Annotated in this window: 22 protein-coding genes; 8 read left to right on the forward strand and 14 right to left on the reverse strand. The window is 67.6% G+C overall.

Annotated features, from left to right (window positions below; translation table 11 throughout):
• Window positions 1-51: 51 nt before the first annotated feature.
• From PWF70_RS18520 to PWF70_RS18540, 5 genes are read right to left on the reverse strand one after another with little or no spacing between them, the layout of a single operon-like run.
• A complete protein-coding gene (locus PWF70_RS18520) occupies window positions 52-363 on the reverse strand; it encodes a PE family protein (RefSeq protein ID WP_280088758.1) in 312 nt (103 codons plus the stop codon).
• On the reverse strand, window positions 360-1,703 hold the full coding sequence (locus PWF70_RS18525) for a hypothetical protein (RefSeq protein ID WP_280088757.1): 1,344 nt from the start codon (window positions 1,701-1,703) through the stop codon (window positions 360-362). Before PWF70_RS18525 ends, PWF70_RS18520 begins: the two co-directional genes overlap by 4 nt.
• Window positions 1,700-2,008 (reverse strand): type VII secretion target, encoded by a 309-nt coding sequence (locus PWF70_RS18530; RefSeq protein ID WP_035755030.1) that lies wholly within the window; start codon window positions 2,006-2,008, stop codon window positions 1,700-1,702. The genes PWF70_RS18525 and PWF70_RS18530 overlap by 4 nt, the downstream gene beginning before the upstream one ends.
• A 57-nt stretch (window positions 2,009-2,065) precedes the next feature.
• A complete protein-coding gene (locus tag PWF70_RS18535; RefSeq protein WP_006360170.1) occupies window positions 2,066-2,380 on the reverse strand; it encodes a YbaB/EbfC family nucleoid-associated protein in 315 nt (104 codons plus the stop codon).
• An 8-nt stretch (window positions 2,381-2,388) separates the two neighbouring features.
• On the reverse strand, window positions 2,389-2,775 hold the full coding sequence (locus PWF70_RS18540) for a hypothetical protein (protein WP_127962580.1): 387 nt from the start codon (window positions 2,773-2,775) through the stop codon (window positions 2,389-2,391).
• Between the two features lie 430 nt (window positions 2,776-3,205).
• Between PWF70_RS18540 and PWF70_RS18545 the strand changes: the two genes are divergently transcribed.
• Complete coding sequence (locus PWF70_RS18545) at window positions 3,206-4,696, forward strand: MinD/ParA family ATP-binding protein (protein ID WP_280088756.1); 1,491 nt, start codon at window positions 3,206-3,208, stop codon at window positions 4,694-4,696.
• 9 nt (window positions 4,697-4,705) lie between these two features.
• On the opposite strand, the gene PWF70_RS18550 is transcribed toward PWF70_RS18545, so the two are convergent.
• Window positions 4,706-5,377, reverse strand: coding sequence for a DedA family protein (locus PWF70_RS18550; RefSeq protein ID WP_241548712.1), 672 nt, complete (start codon window positions 5,375-5,377; stop codon window positions 4,706-4,708).
• Between the two features lie 192 nt (window positions 5,378-5,569).
• On the opposite strand from PWF70_RS18550, the gene PWF70_RS18555 reads away from it, so the two are divergent.
• The 3 genes from PWF70_RS18555 to PWF70_RS18565 all read left to right on the forward strand — a co-directional run bounded on the left by PWF70_RS18555 (window position 5,570) and on the right by PWF70_RS18565 (window position 7,896).
• Entirely contained in the window at window positions 5,570-6,640 is a 1,071-nt protein-coding gene (locus PWF70_RS18555) for an alpha/beta fold hydrolase (protein ID WP_035755024.1), read from the forward strand.
• A 48-nt stretch (window positions 6,641-6,688) separates the two neighbouring features.
• Window positions 6,689-7,195 carry a hypothetical protein gene (locus tag PWF70_RS18560; RefSeq protein ID WP_035755022.1) on the forward strand — a complete coding sequence of 169 codons (507 nt, stop codon included), beginning with the start codon at window positions 6,689-6,691 and terminating at the stop codon, window positions 7,193-7,195.
• Between the two features lie 68 nt (window positions 7,196-7,263).
• On the forward strand, window positions 7,264-7,896 hold the full coding sequence (locus tag PWF70_RS18565) for a TM2 domain-containing protein (protein ID WP_286352728.1): 633 nt from the start codon (window positions 7,264-7,266) through the stop codon (window positions 7,894-7,896).
• On the opposite strand, the gene truA is transcribed toward PWF70_RS18565, so the two are convergent.
• The 8 genes from truA to infA all read right to left on the reverse strand — a co-directional run bounded on the left by truA (window position 7,893) and on the right by infA (window position 12,648).
• A complete protein-coding gene (truA, locus tag PWF70_RS18570; RefSeq protein ID WP_286352986.1) occupies window positions 7,893-8,768 on the reverse strand; it encodes a tRNA pseudouridine(38-40) synthase TruA in 876 nt (291 codons plus the stop codon). The genes PWF70_RS18565 and truA overlap by 4 nt on opposite strands.
• Before the next feature lie 19 nt (window positions 8,769-8,787).
• Complete coding sequence (rplQ, locus tag PWF70_RS18575; protein ID WP_006360178.1) at window positions 8,788-9,354, reverse strand: 50S ribosomal protein L17; 567 nt, start codon at window positions 9,352-9,354, stop codon at window positions 8,788-8,790.
• 81 nt (window positions 9,355-9,435) lie between these two features.
• Window positions 9,436-10,488, reverse strand: a complete 1,053-nt coding sequence (locus PWF70_RS18580) for a DNA-directed RNA polymerase subunit alpha (RefSeq protein WP_005197582.1) — start codon at window positions 10,486-10,488, stop codon at window positions 9,436-9,438.
• An 89-nt stretch (window positions 10,489-10,577) separates the two neighbouring features.
• Window positions 10,578-11,183: a 30S ribosomal protein S4 gene (gene rpsD, locus PWF70_RS18585; RefSeq protein WP_006360179.1), complete on the reverse strand. Its 606-nt coding sequence runs from the start codon at window positions 11,181-11,183 to the stop codon at window positions 10,578-10,580.
• A 24-nt stretch (window positions 11,184-11,207) separates the two neighbouring features.
• A complete protein-coding gene (gene rpsK, locus PWF70_RS18590) occupies window positions 11,208-11,615 on the reverse strand; it encodes a 30S ribosomal protein S11 (RefSeq protein ID WP_004023536.1) in 408 nt (135 codons plus the stop codon).
• Entirely contained in the window at window positions 11,615-11,983 is a 369-nt protein-coding gene (gene rpsM, locus PWF70_RS18595; protein WP_006360180.1) for a 30S ribosomal protein S13, read from the reverse strand. The genes rpsK and rpsM overlap by 1 nt, the downstream gene beginning before the upstream one ends.
• 210 nt (window positions 11,984-12,193) lie before the next feature.
• The gene (rpmJ, locus tag PWF70_RS18600; RefSeq protein WP_005207978.1) at window positions 12,194-12,307 is read right to left on the reverse strand and encodes a 50S ribosomal protein L36; all 114 of its coding nucleotides are present in this window, start codon (window positions 12,305-12,307) and stop codon (window positions 12,194-12,196) included.
• A gap of 119 nt (window positions 12,308-12,426) precedes the next feature.
• Window positions 12,427-12,648 (reverse strand): translation initiation factor IF-1, encoded by a 222-nt coding sequence (infA, locus tag PWF70_RS18605; RefSeq protein WP_004023539.1) that lies wholly within the window; start codon window positions 12,646-12,648, stop codon window positions 12,427-12,429.
• Between the two features lie 295 nt (window positions 12,649-12,943).
• Here infA and PWF70_RS18610 point away from each other — a divergent pair, with 295 nt between their 5' ends.
• The 4 genes from PWF70_RS18610 to dtd all read left to right on the forward strand — a co-directional run bounded on the left by PWF70_RS18610 (window position 12,944) and on the right by dtd (window position 15,230).
• Window positions 12,944-13,336 (forward strand): phage holin family protein, encoded by a 393-nt coding sequence (locus tag PWF70_RS18610; RefSeq protein WP_035755014.1) that lies wholly within the window; start codon window positions 12,944-12,946, stop codon window positions 13,334-13,336.
• Complete coding sequence (locus PWF70_RS18615; RefSeq protein WP_035755013.1) at window positions 13,333-14,079, forward strand: SIMPL domain-containing protein; 747 nt, start codon at window positions 13,333-13,335, stop codon at window positions 14,077-14,079. Before PWF70_RS18610 ends, PWF70_RS18615 begins: the two co-directional genes overlap by 4 nt.
• A 146-nt stretch (window positions 14,080-14,225) precedes the next feature.
• Window positions 14,226-14,726, forward strand: a complete 501-nt coding sequence (locus tag PWF70_RS18620; protein ID WP_042376819.1) for a hypothetical protein — start codon at window positions 14,226-14,228, stop codon at window positions 14,724-14,726.
• Window positions 14,727-14,780: 54 nt separating this feature from the next.
• Entirely contained in the window at window positions 14,781-15,230 is a 450-nt protein-coding gene (gene dtd / locus PWF70_RS18625) for a D-aminoacyl-tRNA deacylase (RefSeq protein ID WP_035755010.1), read from the forward strand.
• Window position 15,231: the final 1 nt, after the last annotated feature.

Consider the following 15,231-nt stretch of genomic DNA (forward strand, 5'->3'; position numbering starts at 1 on the left):
CGATGTCCGAGTCGGGCTGCCGCAGCGGCGGCAGCGGTCAGTTGTGTCGGATCACACCTGGAGCTCGAAGGCGGCGGCCGCCTCGGCCTCGCCTTCGAGGAAGCCGGAGGCCTGCGCCCGTAGCAGCGCGGCGATCTTGCGGAGCTCGAGAACGCCGCCGGCGGTGTCTTTTTCGAACTCCCGGGCGACCGTCGTAAAGCTGGCCGCGGTTGCGGTCGACACCTCGTCGCGCCCCTGGGCGTCGACGGTGAGCTTCGGCCCCGCACCGTTCAGCGCCAGCTCGAGCCGATCCGCGATCTTGTCGAGATCGACTGCAGCCGAGATCAACTCGGCCGGTTCGACGCGAAGTTGTGCGTTGCTCATGCTTCCTCGTTTCGTGTCAGACCGGGCACGCCCAGCCGTAGTTCGATGTCGGGACCCGAATCGGCCTCGGCCGCCTCTTCGTGGCCGATGACCGCCGGTGCGACCTCGGGGTCGTCACCGACCACCGCACGCCCGTTGTCCTCGGTCACGAGGTAGTCCGGCACGCTGTGCTGGCCTTCGGAGGCGCCCGCCCCGCGTGCACCGGCGCCGGCCGCACCCATCGGGGCGCCGCCCATCGGCATCGCCGCGGGCGTGGTCGAGACACGCGGGGCCGCCGACGATCCCAGGGAGGGTTCGCCGCCGCCGAAGCCGGTCGGCACCGTCGGCCGGGAGGCGCTCAGCGGCGTCATCATGCCGGCGATTCCGCCGCCGCCACCGCCGCCGCCTCCACCTCCGCCGCCGCCTCCGGCACCCTTGGCCTTGGTGAGCGGGCTCCCGGCGGGCGCGACGATCGCCGAATCCGGATTGACGCTGAGCATCTTGCTGATCGGCTGCATGAGCGTGGACGGCAGTTCGGTGGCCGTCGACACCGCCGGGGAGACCACGTCGAGGACCGAGCCGGCCAGGGCGAAGGGTGATTGCCCTGCACCCGCGGTCGGTGCGCCGGTGATCGCGACCGGCGCACCGTTGGCGGTCATGGCGGTCGTGGGGGCGAGCAGTTCGGCCCGGGTCACGGCGACCGCCGCGGTGGCCAGCTCGAGCCCGGCCCCGGCGACGACGGCGGCGGTACTGAGTCCGACCGCGATCGCCGGGCTCATGATGACCGGCACCAGAGCCGAGATCTTGGCGACCGTCGCCGCGACGATGCCCTGCACCACGGCCAGCCCCTTGGCGACGATGGCGGCAGCCATCTTGGTGTCGATCGAGATCCCGGACCCCTGCGCGGCCAGGGCAGTGCTGTTGGTTCCGGCCTCGGCGGTCTTGGTGGCCGCACCGACCGCACCCTGACCCGCCCACAGCTGATCGGCGAGCTTGAGTGCGCTCTGCCCCATCGTCATCGACGTCTCGAGCACCTTGGTGAGGCTGTCGAAGATGATCGTCGGGTCGAAGCCGGCGCCGCTCAGGTCACCACTGCCGAAACCACCGAGCAGATCGGTGATCGGCTTGATGAACATGTCGAGATCGGGCGGCTGCATCGGCGGCAGCCCGGGCATCGGCGGCAACGGCGGCAGTACCGGCAGCGGGGGAAGCCCAAGGCCCCCGAGCACATCCGCGACCGTGCGATCGAGAATCGGTCCCAGCGGACTGGCATCGATCATCTCCTGCACGGTCATGTGACTGAGCGCAGGTACATCCGGGACGCCGGGCAACGGGCCCGGCAACGGAGGGAACGGGGTCACAGCACCGAACGGATCGCCGCAGCGGTCGCGGCATCGGTGCCTTCGTACTCGGCGAGACCCGCGACGGTGGAGGCGGCGGTCGCGGCGTGTACCGCGGCGAGCTGCCCGACCGACATCAGATGGTTGGCCTGCGCGAAGATGAACGACGCGAGGAACTCCTGCCCGATGAGGCCGAAGACCGGGACCATTGCGGCAGTGTTGGCGGCGGCGTCGATCGACCCGGCCGTCCCGATTGCGGAAGCCATCGCCGCATTCGTCGCCGCGAAGCCTTCGAGCGCCTCGTATGTCACTTTCACGTTCGTCATCGCAACCCCCTTGTGAGTGCAAGTCCTGTCGATCGACCGTCTGTCGGCCGGTTCACGTCATTCACCCGCCGGACGCGCGCCGAGCATGTCGCCGAATGATTCGTTGAAATCCTCGGTCACCGATGCCACCCGCGCGTAGACCCGTTGTGCGGCAAGAGCCGACGTCGCCACGATCTGCTCACCGAGCCGGGTGGCGCCCAGTTCGTTCGCGCCGTGTGCGAGTCGGAGGTCGACCAGGGCGCCCTTGGCGTCCACCTCGACCGTCACCAGGCCGTCGGCCGAGGTCACCGTCACCGCGATCGCCTCGAGGTTCTCCTGGAAGGACCGCAGGCCGTCCAGCTGACGGGCGGCACGTGCCTCGAGTTCGTCCATCGCCCAACTCATCGCCGCAACCACGACGTCATGGCGTCGGCTTCCTCGTCGTCACGTTCTTCGGCCGCGGCCAGGTCCTCGGGCTGCGGCAGCTTCATCTCGTTGACGAGATCGCGATCCACCCCGGCCGCGAGCAGGTTCTCGCGCAACCGGATTCCGGCCGACATCGCGGACTGCTTGCAGAGGCGCAGGATCTCGGCGGCCAACAGTTCCGGATGCTTGTCGAGTTCGGTGGAGGCGATGCGCACGGCCACCGGCAGGCCTTGGGCCGTGGTCCGGACGGCGATACCGCCCGAACGCGAACGCGCTTGCGAGAACTGGTGGACGACGGCCCACGGATCGTCGCCGGCGCGCGCATCGTCGGAATGCGCTGCCGCCCCTTCGGTGTAGCTCATAGAAGCCGAACCCCCCTTCACGCCGATTTAGACGCAGACGGGGTTCCTCCCGGTTCCATCGAATTCCCGTTCGATGAAACCGCCTCCCCCAGATGCCGGTTCACCGGGTCGTCGACCAGCCACGACCACGGTGCCGCCCCGCCTCGCACCTGGGGTTCAAGTGCCTAATCCTGCCACAACTCGATCAACGCCACCACACGCCGAATTCGGTATGTAGAAGCGAGAGTGTGAGATGAACTGTGGATCTCGTCCGAAATCCTCTCATACCCTTGGGTAGACTCTCGTCGACGCTGCCGGAGTCGGTCAGAGTGCAAGCAGATCGCACCGAGGATCGATGCCTCATCGATCCTCGCATGCTGCCGGTGATCATGCTCGCGCACAGATCACGGCTCGCCAGGTCGGCCCGGCCGCAAGACCAGAGGATTCCCCGATGACGTACGAGAACTCGACGACGCCCGACGGCGCCGATGCGCCGGCACCACCCCCGTGGCTGCAGTTCGCGCCGCCTCCGCAGGAGCCGACACCGGCTCCTCAGCCACCGTCGGCGCCTCGGACTCCCGCGAACGACGACCGGGAGACGGATTTCCCGCCGGCCCCCGGCATCGCGCCGCCGAATCCCGTTCCGGCGCCGCGCCCCGATGCACCGCGCCCACCGGAGGAAGCAACCGCCGGTGCCCACACGCCGCCGGCCCCGGAACCCGCCCGTTTCCCCGACACGCCTCGAGGACGGGACTTCCACACGCCGCCCGCCGGCCCGCCGTTCGGGCCGGGACCCATGCCCACGTTCGACCACACACCCCCGCCGGCGACTCACCAGCCGCCACCGTTCCCGCAGACCGGGGCTCCCGGCCCCGCACATCCCGCCGGTCCGCCGGTCGGGAACGGACAGGTGCCGCCGGGGCAGTTCGGTCCGGGCGCCGGACCCGCACCCGCGTATGCGGCCCAGCAGGCGCCCGCAGGTTACGGTCCGCCACTGGGTGGTCCGTCGCTGGACGAGGTCGCACTGATCCGCAAGGCCCGACGCGCACCGAGTCGCGGCTGGCGGCGCGCCGTGCACACCATGTCGGCCGGTGCCATCAATCCCGGTGAGTCGCAGGGCGACATCGCCTACCAGCAGCTGCTCGAACGGGTGAACCGACCCGTGCGCGGCGACTACCGCATCGCGGTGCTGTCGCTGAAGGGCGGCGTCGGAAAGACCACGACCACCGTCGGTCTCGGCTCGACCTTCGCCTCCCTGCGCGGGGACCGGGTGATCGCCGTCGACGCCAACCCCGACCTCGGCACGCTCGCGCAACGTATCCCGCAGCAGACGCGTTCGACGGTTCGCGACCTGCTCGCCGATCAGAACGTGTACCGCTACTCCGATGTCCGGGCCCACACGTCGCAGGCCCCTAGCCGACTGGAAGTACTTGCCTCCGAACGCGATCCGGCGATGGCCGAGGCGTTCAACGAGGACGAGTACCGCGGGGTCGTCACCATCCTGCAGCGGTTCTACAACATCATCATCACCGACTGCGGCACCGGTCTGAGCCACTCGGCGATGAACGGTGTCCTCGACCTCGCGAACACGATCATCCTTGTCAGCTCACCGGCGCTCGACGGCGCACGCAGTGCCGGCGCCACCCTGGACTGGCTCGAGGCCCACGGCTTCGGTCACCTCGTGTCGCGGGCCGTCGTCGTGCTGAGTTCGTCGCGTCCGGGGTCGTCGACCATCGACACCGACCAGCTCGGTCAGCACTTCCTCACCAGGTGCCGTGCGGTCCACAAGATCCCGTTCGACGACCATCTCGCCGAGGGCGCCGACGTCGACCTCGAACTGATGTCGAAGGCCGCCAAGCGGTCGTTCGTCGAACTCGCGGCCACCATCGCCGACGACTTCTCGGGCACCACGCTGCCGCGGGAAGAGCCGTACCTCGGGTAGACCGCCGGATCAGCGCTCCTCCGGCGGCGCCTCATCCTCGGGCGGGGTCACGTCCATTGCGGCGACGACGCCCTGCCGGCGTCTCGTCGCCCGCCAGCGTCGCGCGGCGTGGACGGACATCGGCACCACCACCGTGAGTACCGACGCGATGATCAGGATCTCGATGTTGTCGCGGATGATCGGCACGTTGCCGAGCAGGTACCCGGCCACGATGATCCCGCCCGCCCACGCGAAGCTGCCCAGGACGCTGAAGAACGTGAACGCGCGGTAAGGCATCCCGCTGAAGCCCGCGGTGAGGGGCACCAGCGTGCGGACGATGCCGATGAACCGGCCGAAGAACACCGTCAACGGCCCGAATCGGTCGAAGAGGGCGTTGGTTCGCGTCACGTACTGCGGCCCGATGCGCTGCATCATCCGACCCTCGACGACGCTGCGTCCCAGGCGGCGACCGATGAAGTAACCGCACTGGTCCCCGGCGATCGCCGCGAGCGCCACCAGGGGGACCACCAGCCAGACCGGCGCGAACGGGTCCGGCTGCGCGGCGAACACACCCGCGGTGAACAGGAGCGAGTCCCCGGGAAAGATCACACCGAACAGCAACCCGGTCTCGACGAAGACGAGGACGCACAGACCGATCAGGCCACCGGTGGCCACGAAGGACTCGACGTCGAACGGATTCATCAGGGCCCACAGTAAACGGTTCGCGCAGGTGAGAGCGGTGATCCGACCGAACGACCCCGCGGGCCGCGGTGGCGTCGCCGGGGACGGCCGGTCGGGTCATCCGTCCCACCCGACCGCCGACGCGCGAACTCCACGCAGGTGGGGTTTACTCGACCGTAAGCAGCGCACCTCGAGCAAGAAGGGGGAACCACAATGCCGTCGAGGACCCCCGGTCCGTCGAAGCCACCGGCTCCGGCCCTGCGTCCTGTTTCGGACACCGACGTTCGCATCGAGTATCACACGATCCACGGTTACCGCCGCGCCTACCGGATCGCCGGCAGCGGTCCGGCGCTCCTGCTCATCCACGGGATCGGCGACAATTCGTCGACGTGGGACGAGGTCATCCCGATCCTGGCGCAGCACTACACGGTCATCGCGCCGGACCTCCTCGGCCACGGCCGCTCCGACAAGCCGCGCGCCGACTACTCCGTCCCCGCGTTCGCCAACGGGATGCGCGATCTGCTGGTCGTCCTGGGCCACACCAAGGTCACCGTCGTCGGTCACTCCCTCGGCGGCGGCGTGGCCATGCAGTTCTGCTACCAGTTCCCGCGATTCGTCGAGCGTCTCGTCCTCGTCGCGGCCGGCGGGGTGACGCGGGAGGTCAATCCGGCCCTGCGCCTCATCTCGCTGCCCGTGGTGCACCAGGCCCTGTCCGCGCTGCGGATTCCGGGCGTCGTGCCGGGACTGCGAGTCGCGGCCAAGGCCGTCGCGGCCGCCCCGGTGCTCCCGTTCGCACCGGTGACCGCCACACCCAAACGCCTTCTCGCCGACCATGAGGACCTCATGCGCGTCCTCGGCGATCTCGCCGACCCAACCGCCTACGCGGCGTTCCTGCGAACCCTGCGGGCCGTCGTCGACTGGCGCGGACAGTCGGTCACCATGCTCGACCGCTGTTACCTCACCGAACGACTCCCGGTCCTGCTGATCTGGGGCGACGAGGACATCGTCATCCCCTATCACCACGCCGAACTCGCCCACTCCGCGATCCCCCACTCGGAACTCGAAACGTTCGAAGGCGCAGGACATTTCCCGTTCCGCGACGACCCGGAACGGTTCTGCCGGGTGGTCATCGACTTCCTGTCGCGGCACGACCCCATCGTGTTCGATCCGCTGAACTGGCGGCATCTGCTGTCCGAGGGCGCGCATCCGCAGGACTTCATCGACGACGAGGACACACTCGAGATCGTCATGGAGGCCTTCGAGGACGAGCGCAACGCGACCTGAGTCCGCGCACCGCCGTCCTCCGTCACAGGTCTGTGCAACCATGAGTCCATGACCCACCCGGGCGACGGGCCGGACGGTACGACGCCGTTCGGCCACCAACCTTCCGAGTACGACTCGAGCCCCGGTTTCGCCGTGCCCGGGTACGGTGCGCCACAAGCGAATCCGGCACCGTATCAGTACGGCGGCGCACCGGTCCCCGAGCAGCCGCTCGTCGTCATCGGCGACATCACGTGCACCCAGAGCTTCGTCATCACGCCGTCGGGTACCTGCCCCATCGCCGGTACGCAGTGGGTCGTCACCGACATGTCCGTGTCGACCGAACGGATGTCACAGACGGGGCTGGTACTGGCCATCGTGGGCTTCTTCATGGTGTGCTTTCTCAGCCTGCTGTTCCTGCTGATGAAGGAACGCAGTACCACCGGATACATCCAGGTGACCGTGCGCGGCGCGGGCGGCTTCCTGCACGTCACCAACATCCCGGCGTATTCGCCGGTCACCATGGGTGACGTCTCGGGTCGCGTCAACTACGCCCGCACCCTGGCCGCGATGGCCTGACCATCAGACCCGACACGACCACACCGACCCGACGACACCACGCAGGACCCACCGAGGAGGACCGACCGATGACCAGCCCGGAGAACCCCGGCGACAAGCCGTACGATCCGTTCGTGAAACAACCCCCGCCCGCGGACACCTCCCAGCCGGGCACCCCCACCTACGGCACCGACCCGAACGCGGGGTACGCGCCGCCGCCGTCCGGGACACCCGACAATGCCTCACAGGGATACGGGACACCGCAGGGATACGAGGCCCAGCAGCAATACGGCACCCCGCCGCAGTACGGGGGCGGGCAGCAGTACGGGGCCGGACAGTACGGCGCACCCCAGTACGGTGCTCCGTCGTACGGTGCGCCCCAGTACGGCGCACCGGCCGGCTATGGATATCCCGGGGCTCCGGACCCGACCGCGCCGTACGGCCGCGACCCCGCGACCGGTGAGCCGCTGTCGGACAAGTCGAAGCTCGTGGCGGGTCTGCTGCAGATCTTCCTGGGCACGCTCGGCGTCGGCCGTTTCTACATCGGCGACAACACCATCGGCGGCATCCAGCTCGGACTGACGATCATCGGCTACATCACCGCGATCTTCCTCATCGGGTTCGTGCTGATCTTCGGTGTCGCGATCTGGGCGCTCGTCGACGGCATCATGATGCTGACCGGAAGTGTCCGCGACAAGAACGGCCTGAAGCTCGGGAACTAGCCGCCACAGCAACCGGTGGACCCGCGCACGTCGCGGGTCACCGTGTTGCGGGCGGCCAGTTCGTCGTCGGCAGGATAGTCGACGCCGACCAGACACAGTCCCCTGGCCTCGGCCACCGGCACCTGCGGACTGCGTGCTTTCTCGGCCAACAGAGCGCGGCACCAGTCGACGCTCCGCCGACCGTCGCCGACGCTGGCGACCGCACCGACCAGCGAGCGCACCATCGACCAGCAGAACGCGTCCGCGCTGACCTCGCCGACGAGGACGCCGTCCTGGTCACGGGTCCACGAGAAGCGCTGCAGGTCGCGGATCGTGGTCGCGCCCTCACGCCGGCGGCAGAACGCGGCGAAGTCGTTCAGCCCCAGCAGCTCCGACGACGCGACGTTCATCGCGTCGACGTCGAGCGGGCGACGCCAGGTCGCGGTCGTGCGGGCCACCACGGGTTCCGGTCCCCATCGCGAGTCGTCGAGCCGATAGCGGTAGTGGCGTCGTAACGCGGAAAAACGCGCATCGAATGCGTCCGGGACCACCCGGACCTCTTTCACCCGGACGTCGTCCGGGCACATCTTCGCCAGCCGACCGACCAGCGTCGACGGGTCCCCGGCGATCGACCGCGTCTCCAACGCCGACCGCGGGACGACGGCGTGTGCGACCTGCCCCGTGGCGTGCACACCGGCGTCGGTCCGCCCGGCCACCGTCAGCCGGACCGGGACCCGCAGGATCGTCGACAACCTGGTCTCGAGTTCCTCGCATACACTGCGCTGCCCGATCTGCCGTGCCCACCCGGCGAAATCGGTGCCGTCGTAGCCGAGGTCGAAGCGCAGACGACAGAACCCGCCGGCACCGGAATCCGGGCCGACGGGTTCGGTCAGCAGTTCTCGACTCAGTCGACTACTTCTTGTCGTCGTCTGCGTCGGTGGTCGCCTCTTCCGCCTCGACGGCGGTGGCAGCGGTCGACTCGTCGTCGACGGCCTCGGCGACAGCGTCGGCGTTGGCGACCTCGGCGTCGGTGGCGTCGGCCTCGACGGCCTCCACCACGTTCTCCTCGGCCTTCTTGGACGCGGCGACACGGGTCGCGCGCGACGCCTCGCTCGACGCGGTGGTCTCGCGAACCAGCTCGATCACGGCCATGGGGGCGTTGTCACCCTTGCGCGGCAGCGTCTTGATGATGCGGGTGTATCCACCGTTGCGATCGGCGAAGAACGGGCCGATCTCGTCGAACAGCGTGTGCACGACGTCCTTGTTGCGGATGTCCTTCAGCACCTCACGGCGGTTGGCCAGCTTGCCGGCCTTGGCGTGGGTGATGATCTTCTCCGCGTACGGGCGCAGGCGCTTGGCCTTGGCCTCGGTGGTGGTGATGCGGCCGTGCTCGAAGAGCGAGGTGGCGAGGTTCGCCAGCATCGCTTTCTGGTGGCTGGCCGACCCGCCGAGGCGGCGTCCCTTGGTGGGCTTGGGCATTGTCTTCTCCTAGGAGGACTCCCGATCACTCGAGCGGGAAGTCAGGGTTTGGGCGAGCGTGACAGCCGCCGCCGGAGGCGACTAGAGCTGTTCGGTTTCGGCGAAATCCTCACCGGAATCGGCGTCGAACGACGCGTCTTCCGACCACGTACCGGTGGCGGGGTCGTATCCGGCGACCTGCGACGGATCGAAGCTGGCCGGGCTGTCCTTGAGGGACAGGCCGAGTGCGTGCAGCTTGACCTTGACCTCGTCGATCGACTTCTGGCCGAAGTTGCGGATGTCGAGCAGATCCGACTCGGTCCGGGCAACCAGCTCGCCGACGGTGTGAACACCCTCGCGCTTGAGGCAGTTGTACGAACGGACGGTCAGCTCGAGATCCTCGATCGGCAGGCTGAACGACGCGATGTGGTCGGCCTCCGCCGGAGACGGTCCGATCTCGATGCCCTCGGCCTCGACGTTGAGCTCCCGGGCGAGCCCGAAGAGCTCCACCAGGGTCTTGCCCGCCGACGCCAGCGCGTCACGCGCGCTGATCGAGTTCTTGGTCTCCACGTCGAGCACGAGCCGATCGAAGTCGGTGCGCTGCTCGACACGGGTGGCCTCGACCTTGTAGGTCACCTTGAGCACCGGCGAGTAGATCGAGTCGACCGGGATACGGCCGATCTCGGCACCCGACGCCTTGTTCTGCACGGCCGGCACATAGCCGCGGCCCCGCTCGACGACGAGCTCGATCTCGAGCTTGCCCTTGTCGTTCAGGGTGGCGATGTGCAGATCGGGGTTGTGCACGGTGACACCGGCCGGGGGCACGATGTCGGCGCCGGTGACGGTGCCCGGACCCTGCTTGCGCACGTACATGGTGACCGGCTCGTCCTCGTCCGAGGAGACCACGAGGCCCTTGAGGTTCAGGATGATGTCGGTGACGTCTTCCTTGACCCCGGGGACGGTGGTGAACTCGTGGAGCACTCCGTCGATGCGGATGCTGGTGATGGCAGCACCCGGGATCGAACTGAGCAGGGTACGACGCAGCGAGTTACCGAGGGTGTAACCGAAGCCCGGCTCGAGCGGTTCGATGACGAACTTCGACCGGTTCTCGGCGATGACTTCCTCGGTGAGGGTGGGTCGCTGTGAGATGAGCATTTCGTTTTCTCCTTTGGCCGCCCGCTATATGACGACCTCGAAAGTGAACCGAACAGCAGGTAGCTGTCGGGCTGGTCTTGCTCGAGCGTCTACTTGGAGTAGAACTCGACGATGAGCTGTTCGGTCAGCGGGACCTCGATCTGAGCGCGCTCGGGCACGGAGTGCACGAGGATACGCAGGGTCGAGGGCACGACCTGGAGCCAGCCCGGGACCGGACGATCGCCGACGAGCTCCTTGGCGATCTGGAACGGGACGGTCTGCAGCGACTTCGGACGGACGTCGATGATGTCGTACTGGCTGACGCGGTAGCTGGGGACGTCGACCTTCACACCGTTGACGGTGAAGTGGCCGTGGCTGACCAGCTGGCGGGCCTGACGACGGGTCCGTGCGATGCCCGAGCGGTACACGACGTTGTCGAGACGGGTCTCGAGGAGCTTCAGCAGTTCGTCACCGGTCTTGCCGCTGCGACGATTGGCTTCCTCGAAGTAGCGACGGAACTGCTTCTCCATCACTCCGTAGGTGAAGCGCGCCTTCTGCTTCTCCTGCAGCTGGAGCAGGTACTCGCTCTCCTTGATCCGCGAGCGGCCGTGCTGGCCGGGCGGGTAGGGGCGACGCTCGAATGCGGCGTCACCACCGATCAGGTCGACGCGAAGGCGACGAGACTTCTTTGTTGCGGGGCCGGTATAACGAGCCATTTTCTCTGTTCCTCCCTTTCCCGACTAGACCCGACGCCGCTTGGGCGGACGGCAACCGTTGTGCGGCTGCGGGGTGACATCGGAAATGGTGCCGACCTCGAGGCCGGCTGCCTGCAGGGAGCGGATCGCGGTCTCGCGACCCGAACCCGGTCCCTTGACGAATACGTCGACCTTCTTGACGCCGTGCTCCTGGGCCTTGCGCGCAGCGTTCTCGGCCGCGAGCTGAGCCGCGAACGGGGTGCTCTTGCGCGAGCCCTTGAAACCGACGTGGCCCGACGACGCCCAGCTGATGATGTTTCCGCTGGGATCGCTGATCGACACGATGGTGTTGTTGAACGTCGACTTGATGTGCGCGTGGCCGTGCGGGACGTTCTTCTTATCGCGACGGCGGGTGCCCTTCTTGGGGCCTGCGCTACGTGACTTCGGAGGCATTACTTCTTCTTCCCGGCGATGGTCTTCTTCGGGCCCTTACGAGTGCGGGCATTGGTCTTGGTGCGCTGTCCGCGGACGGGCAGGCCACGACGGTGGCGCAGACCCTGGTAGCAGCCGATCTCGATCTTGCGTCGGATATCGGCCTGCACCTCGCGACGCAGGTCACCCTCGACCTTCACCGAGGCTTCGATGTACTCACGCAGCTTCGAGACGTCTGCGTCGGTGAGATCCTTCGCCCGGAGGTCGGGGCTGAGGCCCGTTCCCGCGAGGATCTCCTTGGAGGTGGTGCGTCCAACTCCGTAGATGTAGGTCAGTGCAATCTCCAGCCGCTTTTCGCGGGGGAGATCCACACCAGCAACACGTGCCATGTGGCGGATTTCCTTTTCGATTTCCAGAGGTCTTCTCCCAGTCCGTCCCGCGAGCTGGTGCCGAACCGTGTGTCCGGCCTCGTGGGCTCCGGCCTCTGATCCGGAGGTAGGCGGTGACGCGTCTGTCGCCGCTGGTGCTGAGAGGTCTTCTGATCTTCAGTTGTCTGTATTCAGTTGTTCTGACTCAAGCGACCCGGAGGGTGCGCGTGATCAGCCCTGACGCTGCTTGTGACGCAGGTTCTCGCAGATCACCATGACCCGACCGTTGCGGCGGATCACCTTGCACTTCTCGCAGATCGGCTTGACGCTCGGCTGAACCTTCACGTCAATCTCTCCTGCTCGGCTCGCCCGCGCGCACGCCTGAACACGGCCGTACACGTGGGTGTCGGTCTCCTCCCAGACGGATGTCCGGGAAGTCTTCTCCCGGCGAGGCCGGGAAAGTCTTATTTGTAGCGGTACACGATTCGCCCACGAGCAAGGTCGTAGGGCGAGAGTTCCACGACGACCCGGTCCTCGGGCAGGATGCGGATGTAGTGCTGCCGCATCTTGCCGCTGATGTGGGCGAGAACCTTATGACCGTTCTCCAGCTCAATGCGAAACATCGCATTGGGCAGGGGTTCGATCACTCGACCCTCGACCTCGATGGCCCCGTCTTTCTTCGCCATTTCCTCCGCGATCCTGGCCGTTTCCGCGACACCCGGGTGGTGCTGCGTCGTTGGCCCGGTTGAATCAGTGTTTGTCCGTTAAGGTGTGGTCACCGCTCGGCGAGGACCAACACCCGGTGCGAGCGCTCCGATCCGCGTGGGGACACGCGGATGCGGGCACGCGAGACGCACCGACGATCTATGTTACGCGAACTGCGGGAACAGTCCAAATGCGTGCCGTTCGGCCACCGCATTCCGCCCGACTCGGACATCAGACGGCCGTTTCCGGCACGGTCGTACTGGCAGACTGTTGCGCATGCTGGCATTTCTGGTCCGCACCGTGTGCACCGCGGTGGCGTTGTGGGTGGCGACTCTGATCGTCCCGGGAATCGAGTTCGTAGGCGGGTCGACGACTGCAGAGAAGGTCGGGATCGCGCTGGTCGTGGCGGTCATCTTCGGCGTCCTCAATGCGTTCGTGAAGCCGATCGTGCAGATCATCTCGATCCCCTTCTACATCTTGACGCTGGGGCTCGTCCACATCGTGATCAATGCGCTGATGCTCGAGATCACCGCCTGGATCACCCGGAACACCACGCACTGGGGTCTCGAGGTCGACGACTTCTTCTGGTCGGCGATCTTCGGCGCGATCGTCGTGTCGGTCGTCGGCTGGCTGCTCGGGCTGCTGATGCGGGATCCGGTGGACCGATGAGGGCGGTTGTGAGGTCATCGGTCGGCGTGCGACGCGCAGGACTCGGGGCGGCCGTCGTGTCCGCACTCGTCCTGGCCCTCGCCGCGTGCGGCAGCGACGGCGCCGTCGACCAACAGCGCTCGGTCACCGTCGTCGGCACCGGACAGGTCAGCGGCGCGCCGGACACCCTTCGCGCCGACATCGGCGTCGAGGCGACCGCGGGCGACGTGACGACCGCACTGAACGAGACGAGCGAGAAGGTGCGCGCGGTGACCGATGCCGTCGTCGACGCAGGCGTGGAACGCAAGGACGTCGCCACCCAGCAGGTGTCGGTGACCCCGCAGTACTCCAGTCCCGCCCCCGGTGGCAGCAGTCAGATCAGCGGCTACATGGCGACCAACTCCATCCGCGTCACGATCCGCGACATCTCCACGGCCTCCACGGTCCTGAGCGCAGCCGCCACCGCGGGCGGCGACAACACCCGGATCAGCAACGTCTCCTTCACCATCGACGACGACTCGCAGCTCCTCAAGGAGGCCCGGGAAGCGGCGTTCGACGACGCCCGCGGCCGCGCCGAGCAGTACGCCTCGCTCGCCGACGACTCACTCGGCAAGGTGCTGACCATCAAGGAGACGACCAGCGGTCAGGAACAGCCCGCCTCCCCCGGCACCTTCGAGCGCGACGTCGCCGCGTCGCCCGTGCCCATCGAGCCCGGCGAGCAGGAGCTGACCTTCACGGTCACGGTGACCTTCGGGCTCAACTGAGCGCTGAGAAGCGCCCCTCAGAGGCACCCTCGGCAGCGCCGCCGGCGGCACAGTGTCGTCAGACGGTCTGTGGAGGGCGTACTTCGGGGATGGTTTTCAGGGTCCGCCCCTGGGTACCCGACCACGGTCGACCGAAGGAGATTGTCATGACGGGTTTCCGAGCACGCGCTCTCAGCACCACCGCCCTGGCGGCCGCCGCAGTGTTCGCAACACTGGGGGTCTCGGCACCGGCCGATGCCGCGGAGACCAAGTCGCTGATGATCGAGGGCGAACTCGAGATCGCAGACCTCGACCTCCTCGCGATCAAGGCCGTGGGCGCCACGAACGCGGAGGGCAAGACCACCGGCACCTACGAAGCCACGCTGCTGGCCGGCGACGACGACAATCCCCTGCCGTTCAAGGTCAAGGGACCGATCACCTGCATCCACACCGACGGCGACACCGCGTCCCTGGTCTATCCCATCAGCGCGACCGACCCGAATCTGATCCCCGCCCCGTTGCAGGACGCGCTCGCCGTGCAGATCACGGTACGAAAGGGCGATCCGAGCAAGGTCGGGGTGAACGGTCCTGCACCAACCGGTTCGTTCAGCGGATGTGAGCCCGCGGCGACTCCTTACGAGTTCGACGGCGACATCGAGATCAAGTAGCCGCGTCGCCCACCTGCTCCGGTAAGGGACCATTCAGCCTGGCATCCTGGGTCGGTGCGAGCCGTCATCCAGCGAGTAAGCGAAGCCCGCGTGACCGTCGACGGTGAGATCGTCGGCGAACTCGACATCCCGGCCGGCGGGTCCGGCATCGTCGCCCTCGTCGGCGCCACCCACGACGACACCCCCGACCACGCCGCGAAACTCGCCGACAAGATCTGGCGCCTGCGGATCTTCAACGGCGACGACGGACCCGAGAAGGCGGCCGCCGACATCGACGCACCGATCCTGGTCATCAGCCAGTTCACCCTGTACGCCAACACCGCCAAGGGACGCCGGCCGTCGTGGAACGCCGCCGCCCCGGGCCCGGTGGCCGAGCCGCTCGTCGACGCGGTCGCCGCTGCCCTGCGCGACGCCGGGGCCACCGTCGCCACCGGACGGTTCGGGGCGAACATGCAGGTGAGCCTGGTCAACGACGGGCCGGTCACCCTGATCCTCGACGTCTGAG

Origin of the sequence: Gordonia sp. Swx-4 (assembly GCF_030316175.1) — a bacterium.
Classification (GTDB): domain Bacteria; phylum Actinomycetota; class Actinomycetes; order Mycobacteriales; family Mycobacteriaceae; genus Gordonia; species Gordonia alkanivorans.

Coding starts and splice junctions, on each gene's coding strand:
- rpsM (WP_006360180.1), bottom strand. CDS start 11,983: ATGGCACGTGTTGCTGGTGTGGATCTCCCCCGCGAAAAGCGGCTGGAG.
- PWF70_RS18530 (WP_035755030.1), bottom strand. CDS start 2,008: ATGACGAACGTGAAAGTGACATACGAGGCGCTCGAAGGCTTCGCGGCG.
- PWF70_RS18550 (WP_241548712.1), bottom strand. CDS start 5,377: ATGAATCCGTTCGACGTCGAGTCCTTCGTGGCCACCGGTGGCCTGATC.
- PWF70_RS18545 (WP_280088756.1), top strand. CDS start 3,206: ATGACGTACGAGAACTCGACGACGCCCGACGGCGCCGATGCGCCGGCA.
- PWF70_RS18520 (WP_280088758.1), bottom strand. CDS start 363: ATGAGCAACGCACAACTTCGCGTCGAACCGGCCGAGTTGATCTCGGCT.
- PWF70_RS18565 (WP_286352728.1), top strand. CDS start 7,264: ATGACCAGCCCGGAGAACCCCGGCGACAAGCCGTACGATCCGTTCGTG.
- rplQ (WP_006360178.1), bottom strand. CDS start 9,354: ATGCCCAAGCCCACCAAGGGACGCCGCCTCGGCGGGTCGGCCAGCCAC.
- rpsD (WP_006360179.1), bottom strand. CDS start 11,183: ATGGCTCGTTATACCGGCCCCGCAACAAAGAAGTCTCGTCGCCTTCGC.
- PWF70_RS18620 (WP_042376819.1), top strand. CDS start 14,226: ATGACGGGTTTCCGAGCACGCGCTCTCAGCACCACCGCCCTGGCGGCC.
- PWF70_RS18560 (WP_035755022.1), top strand. CDS start 6,689: ATGACCCACCCGGGCGACGGGCCGGACGGTACGACGCCGTTCGGCCAC.
- PWF70_RS18555 (WP_035755024.1), top strand. CDS start 5,570: ATGCCGTCGAGGACCCCCGGTCCGTCGAAGCCACCGGCTCCGGCCCTG.
- PWF70_RS18615 (WP_035755013.1), top strand. CDS start 13,333: ATGAGGGCGGTTGTGAGGTCATCGGTCGGCGTGCGACGCGCAGGACTC.
- PWF70_RS18540 (WP_127962580.1), bottom strand. CDS start 2,775: ATGAGCTACACCGAAGGGGCGGCAGCGCATTCCGACGATGCGCGCGCC.
- PWF70_RS18580 (WP_005197582.1), bottom strand. CDS start 10,488: ATGCTCATCTCACAGCGACCCACCCTCACCGAGGAAGTCATCGCCGAG.
- rpsK (WP_004023536.1), bottom strand. CDS start 11,615: ATGCCTCCGAAGTCACGTAGCGCAGGCCCCAAGAAGGGCACCCGCCGT.
- infA (WP_004023539.1), bottom strand. CDS start 12,648: ATGGCGAAGAAAGACGGGGCCATCGAGGTCGAGGGTCGAGTGATCGAA.
- PWF70_RS18610 (WP_035755014.1), top strand. CDS start 12,944: ATGCTGGCATTTCTGGTCCGCACCGTGTGCACCGCGGTGGCGTTGTGG.
- PWF70_RS18535 (WP_006360170.1), bottom strand. CDS start 2,380: ATGGACGAACTCGAGGCACGTGCCGCCCGTCAGCTGGACGGCCTGCGG.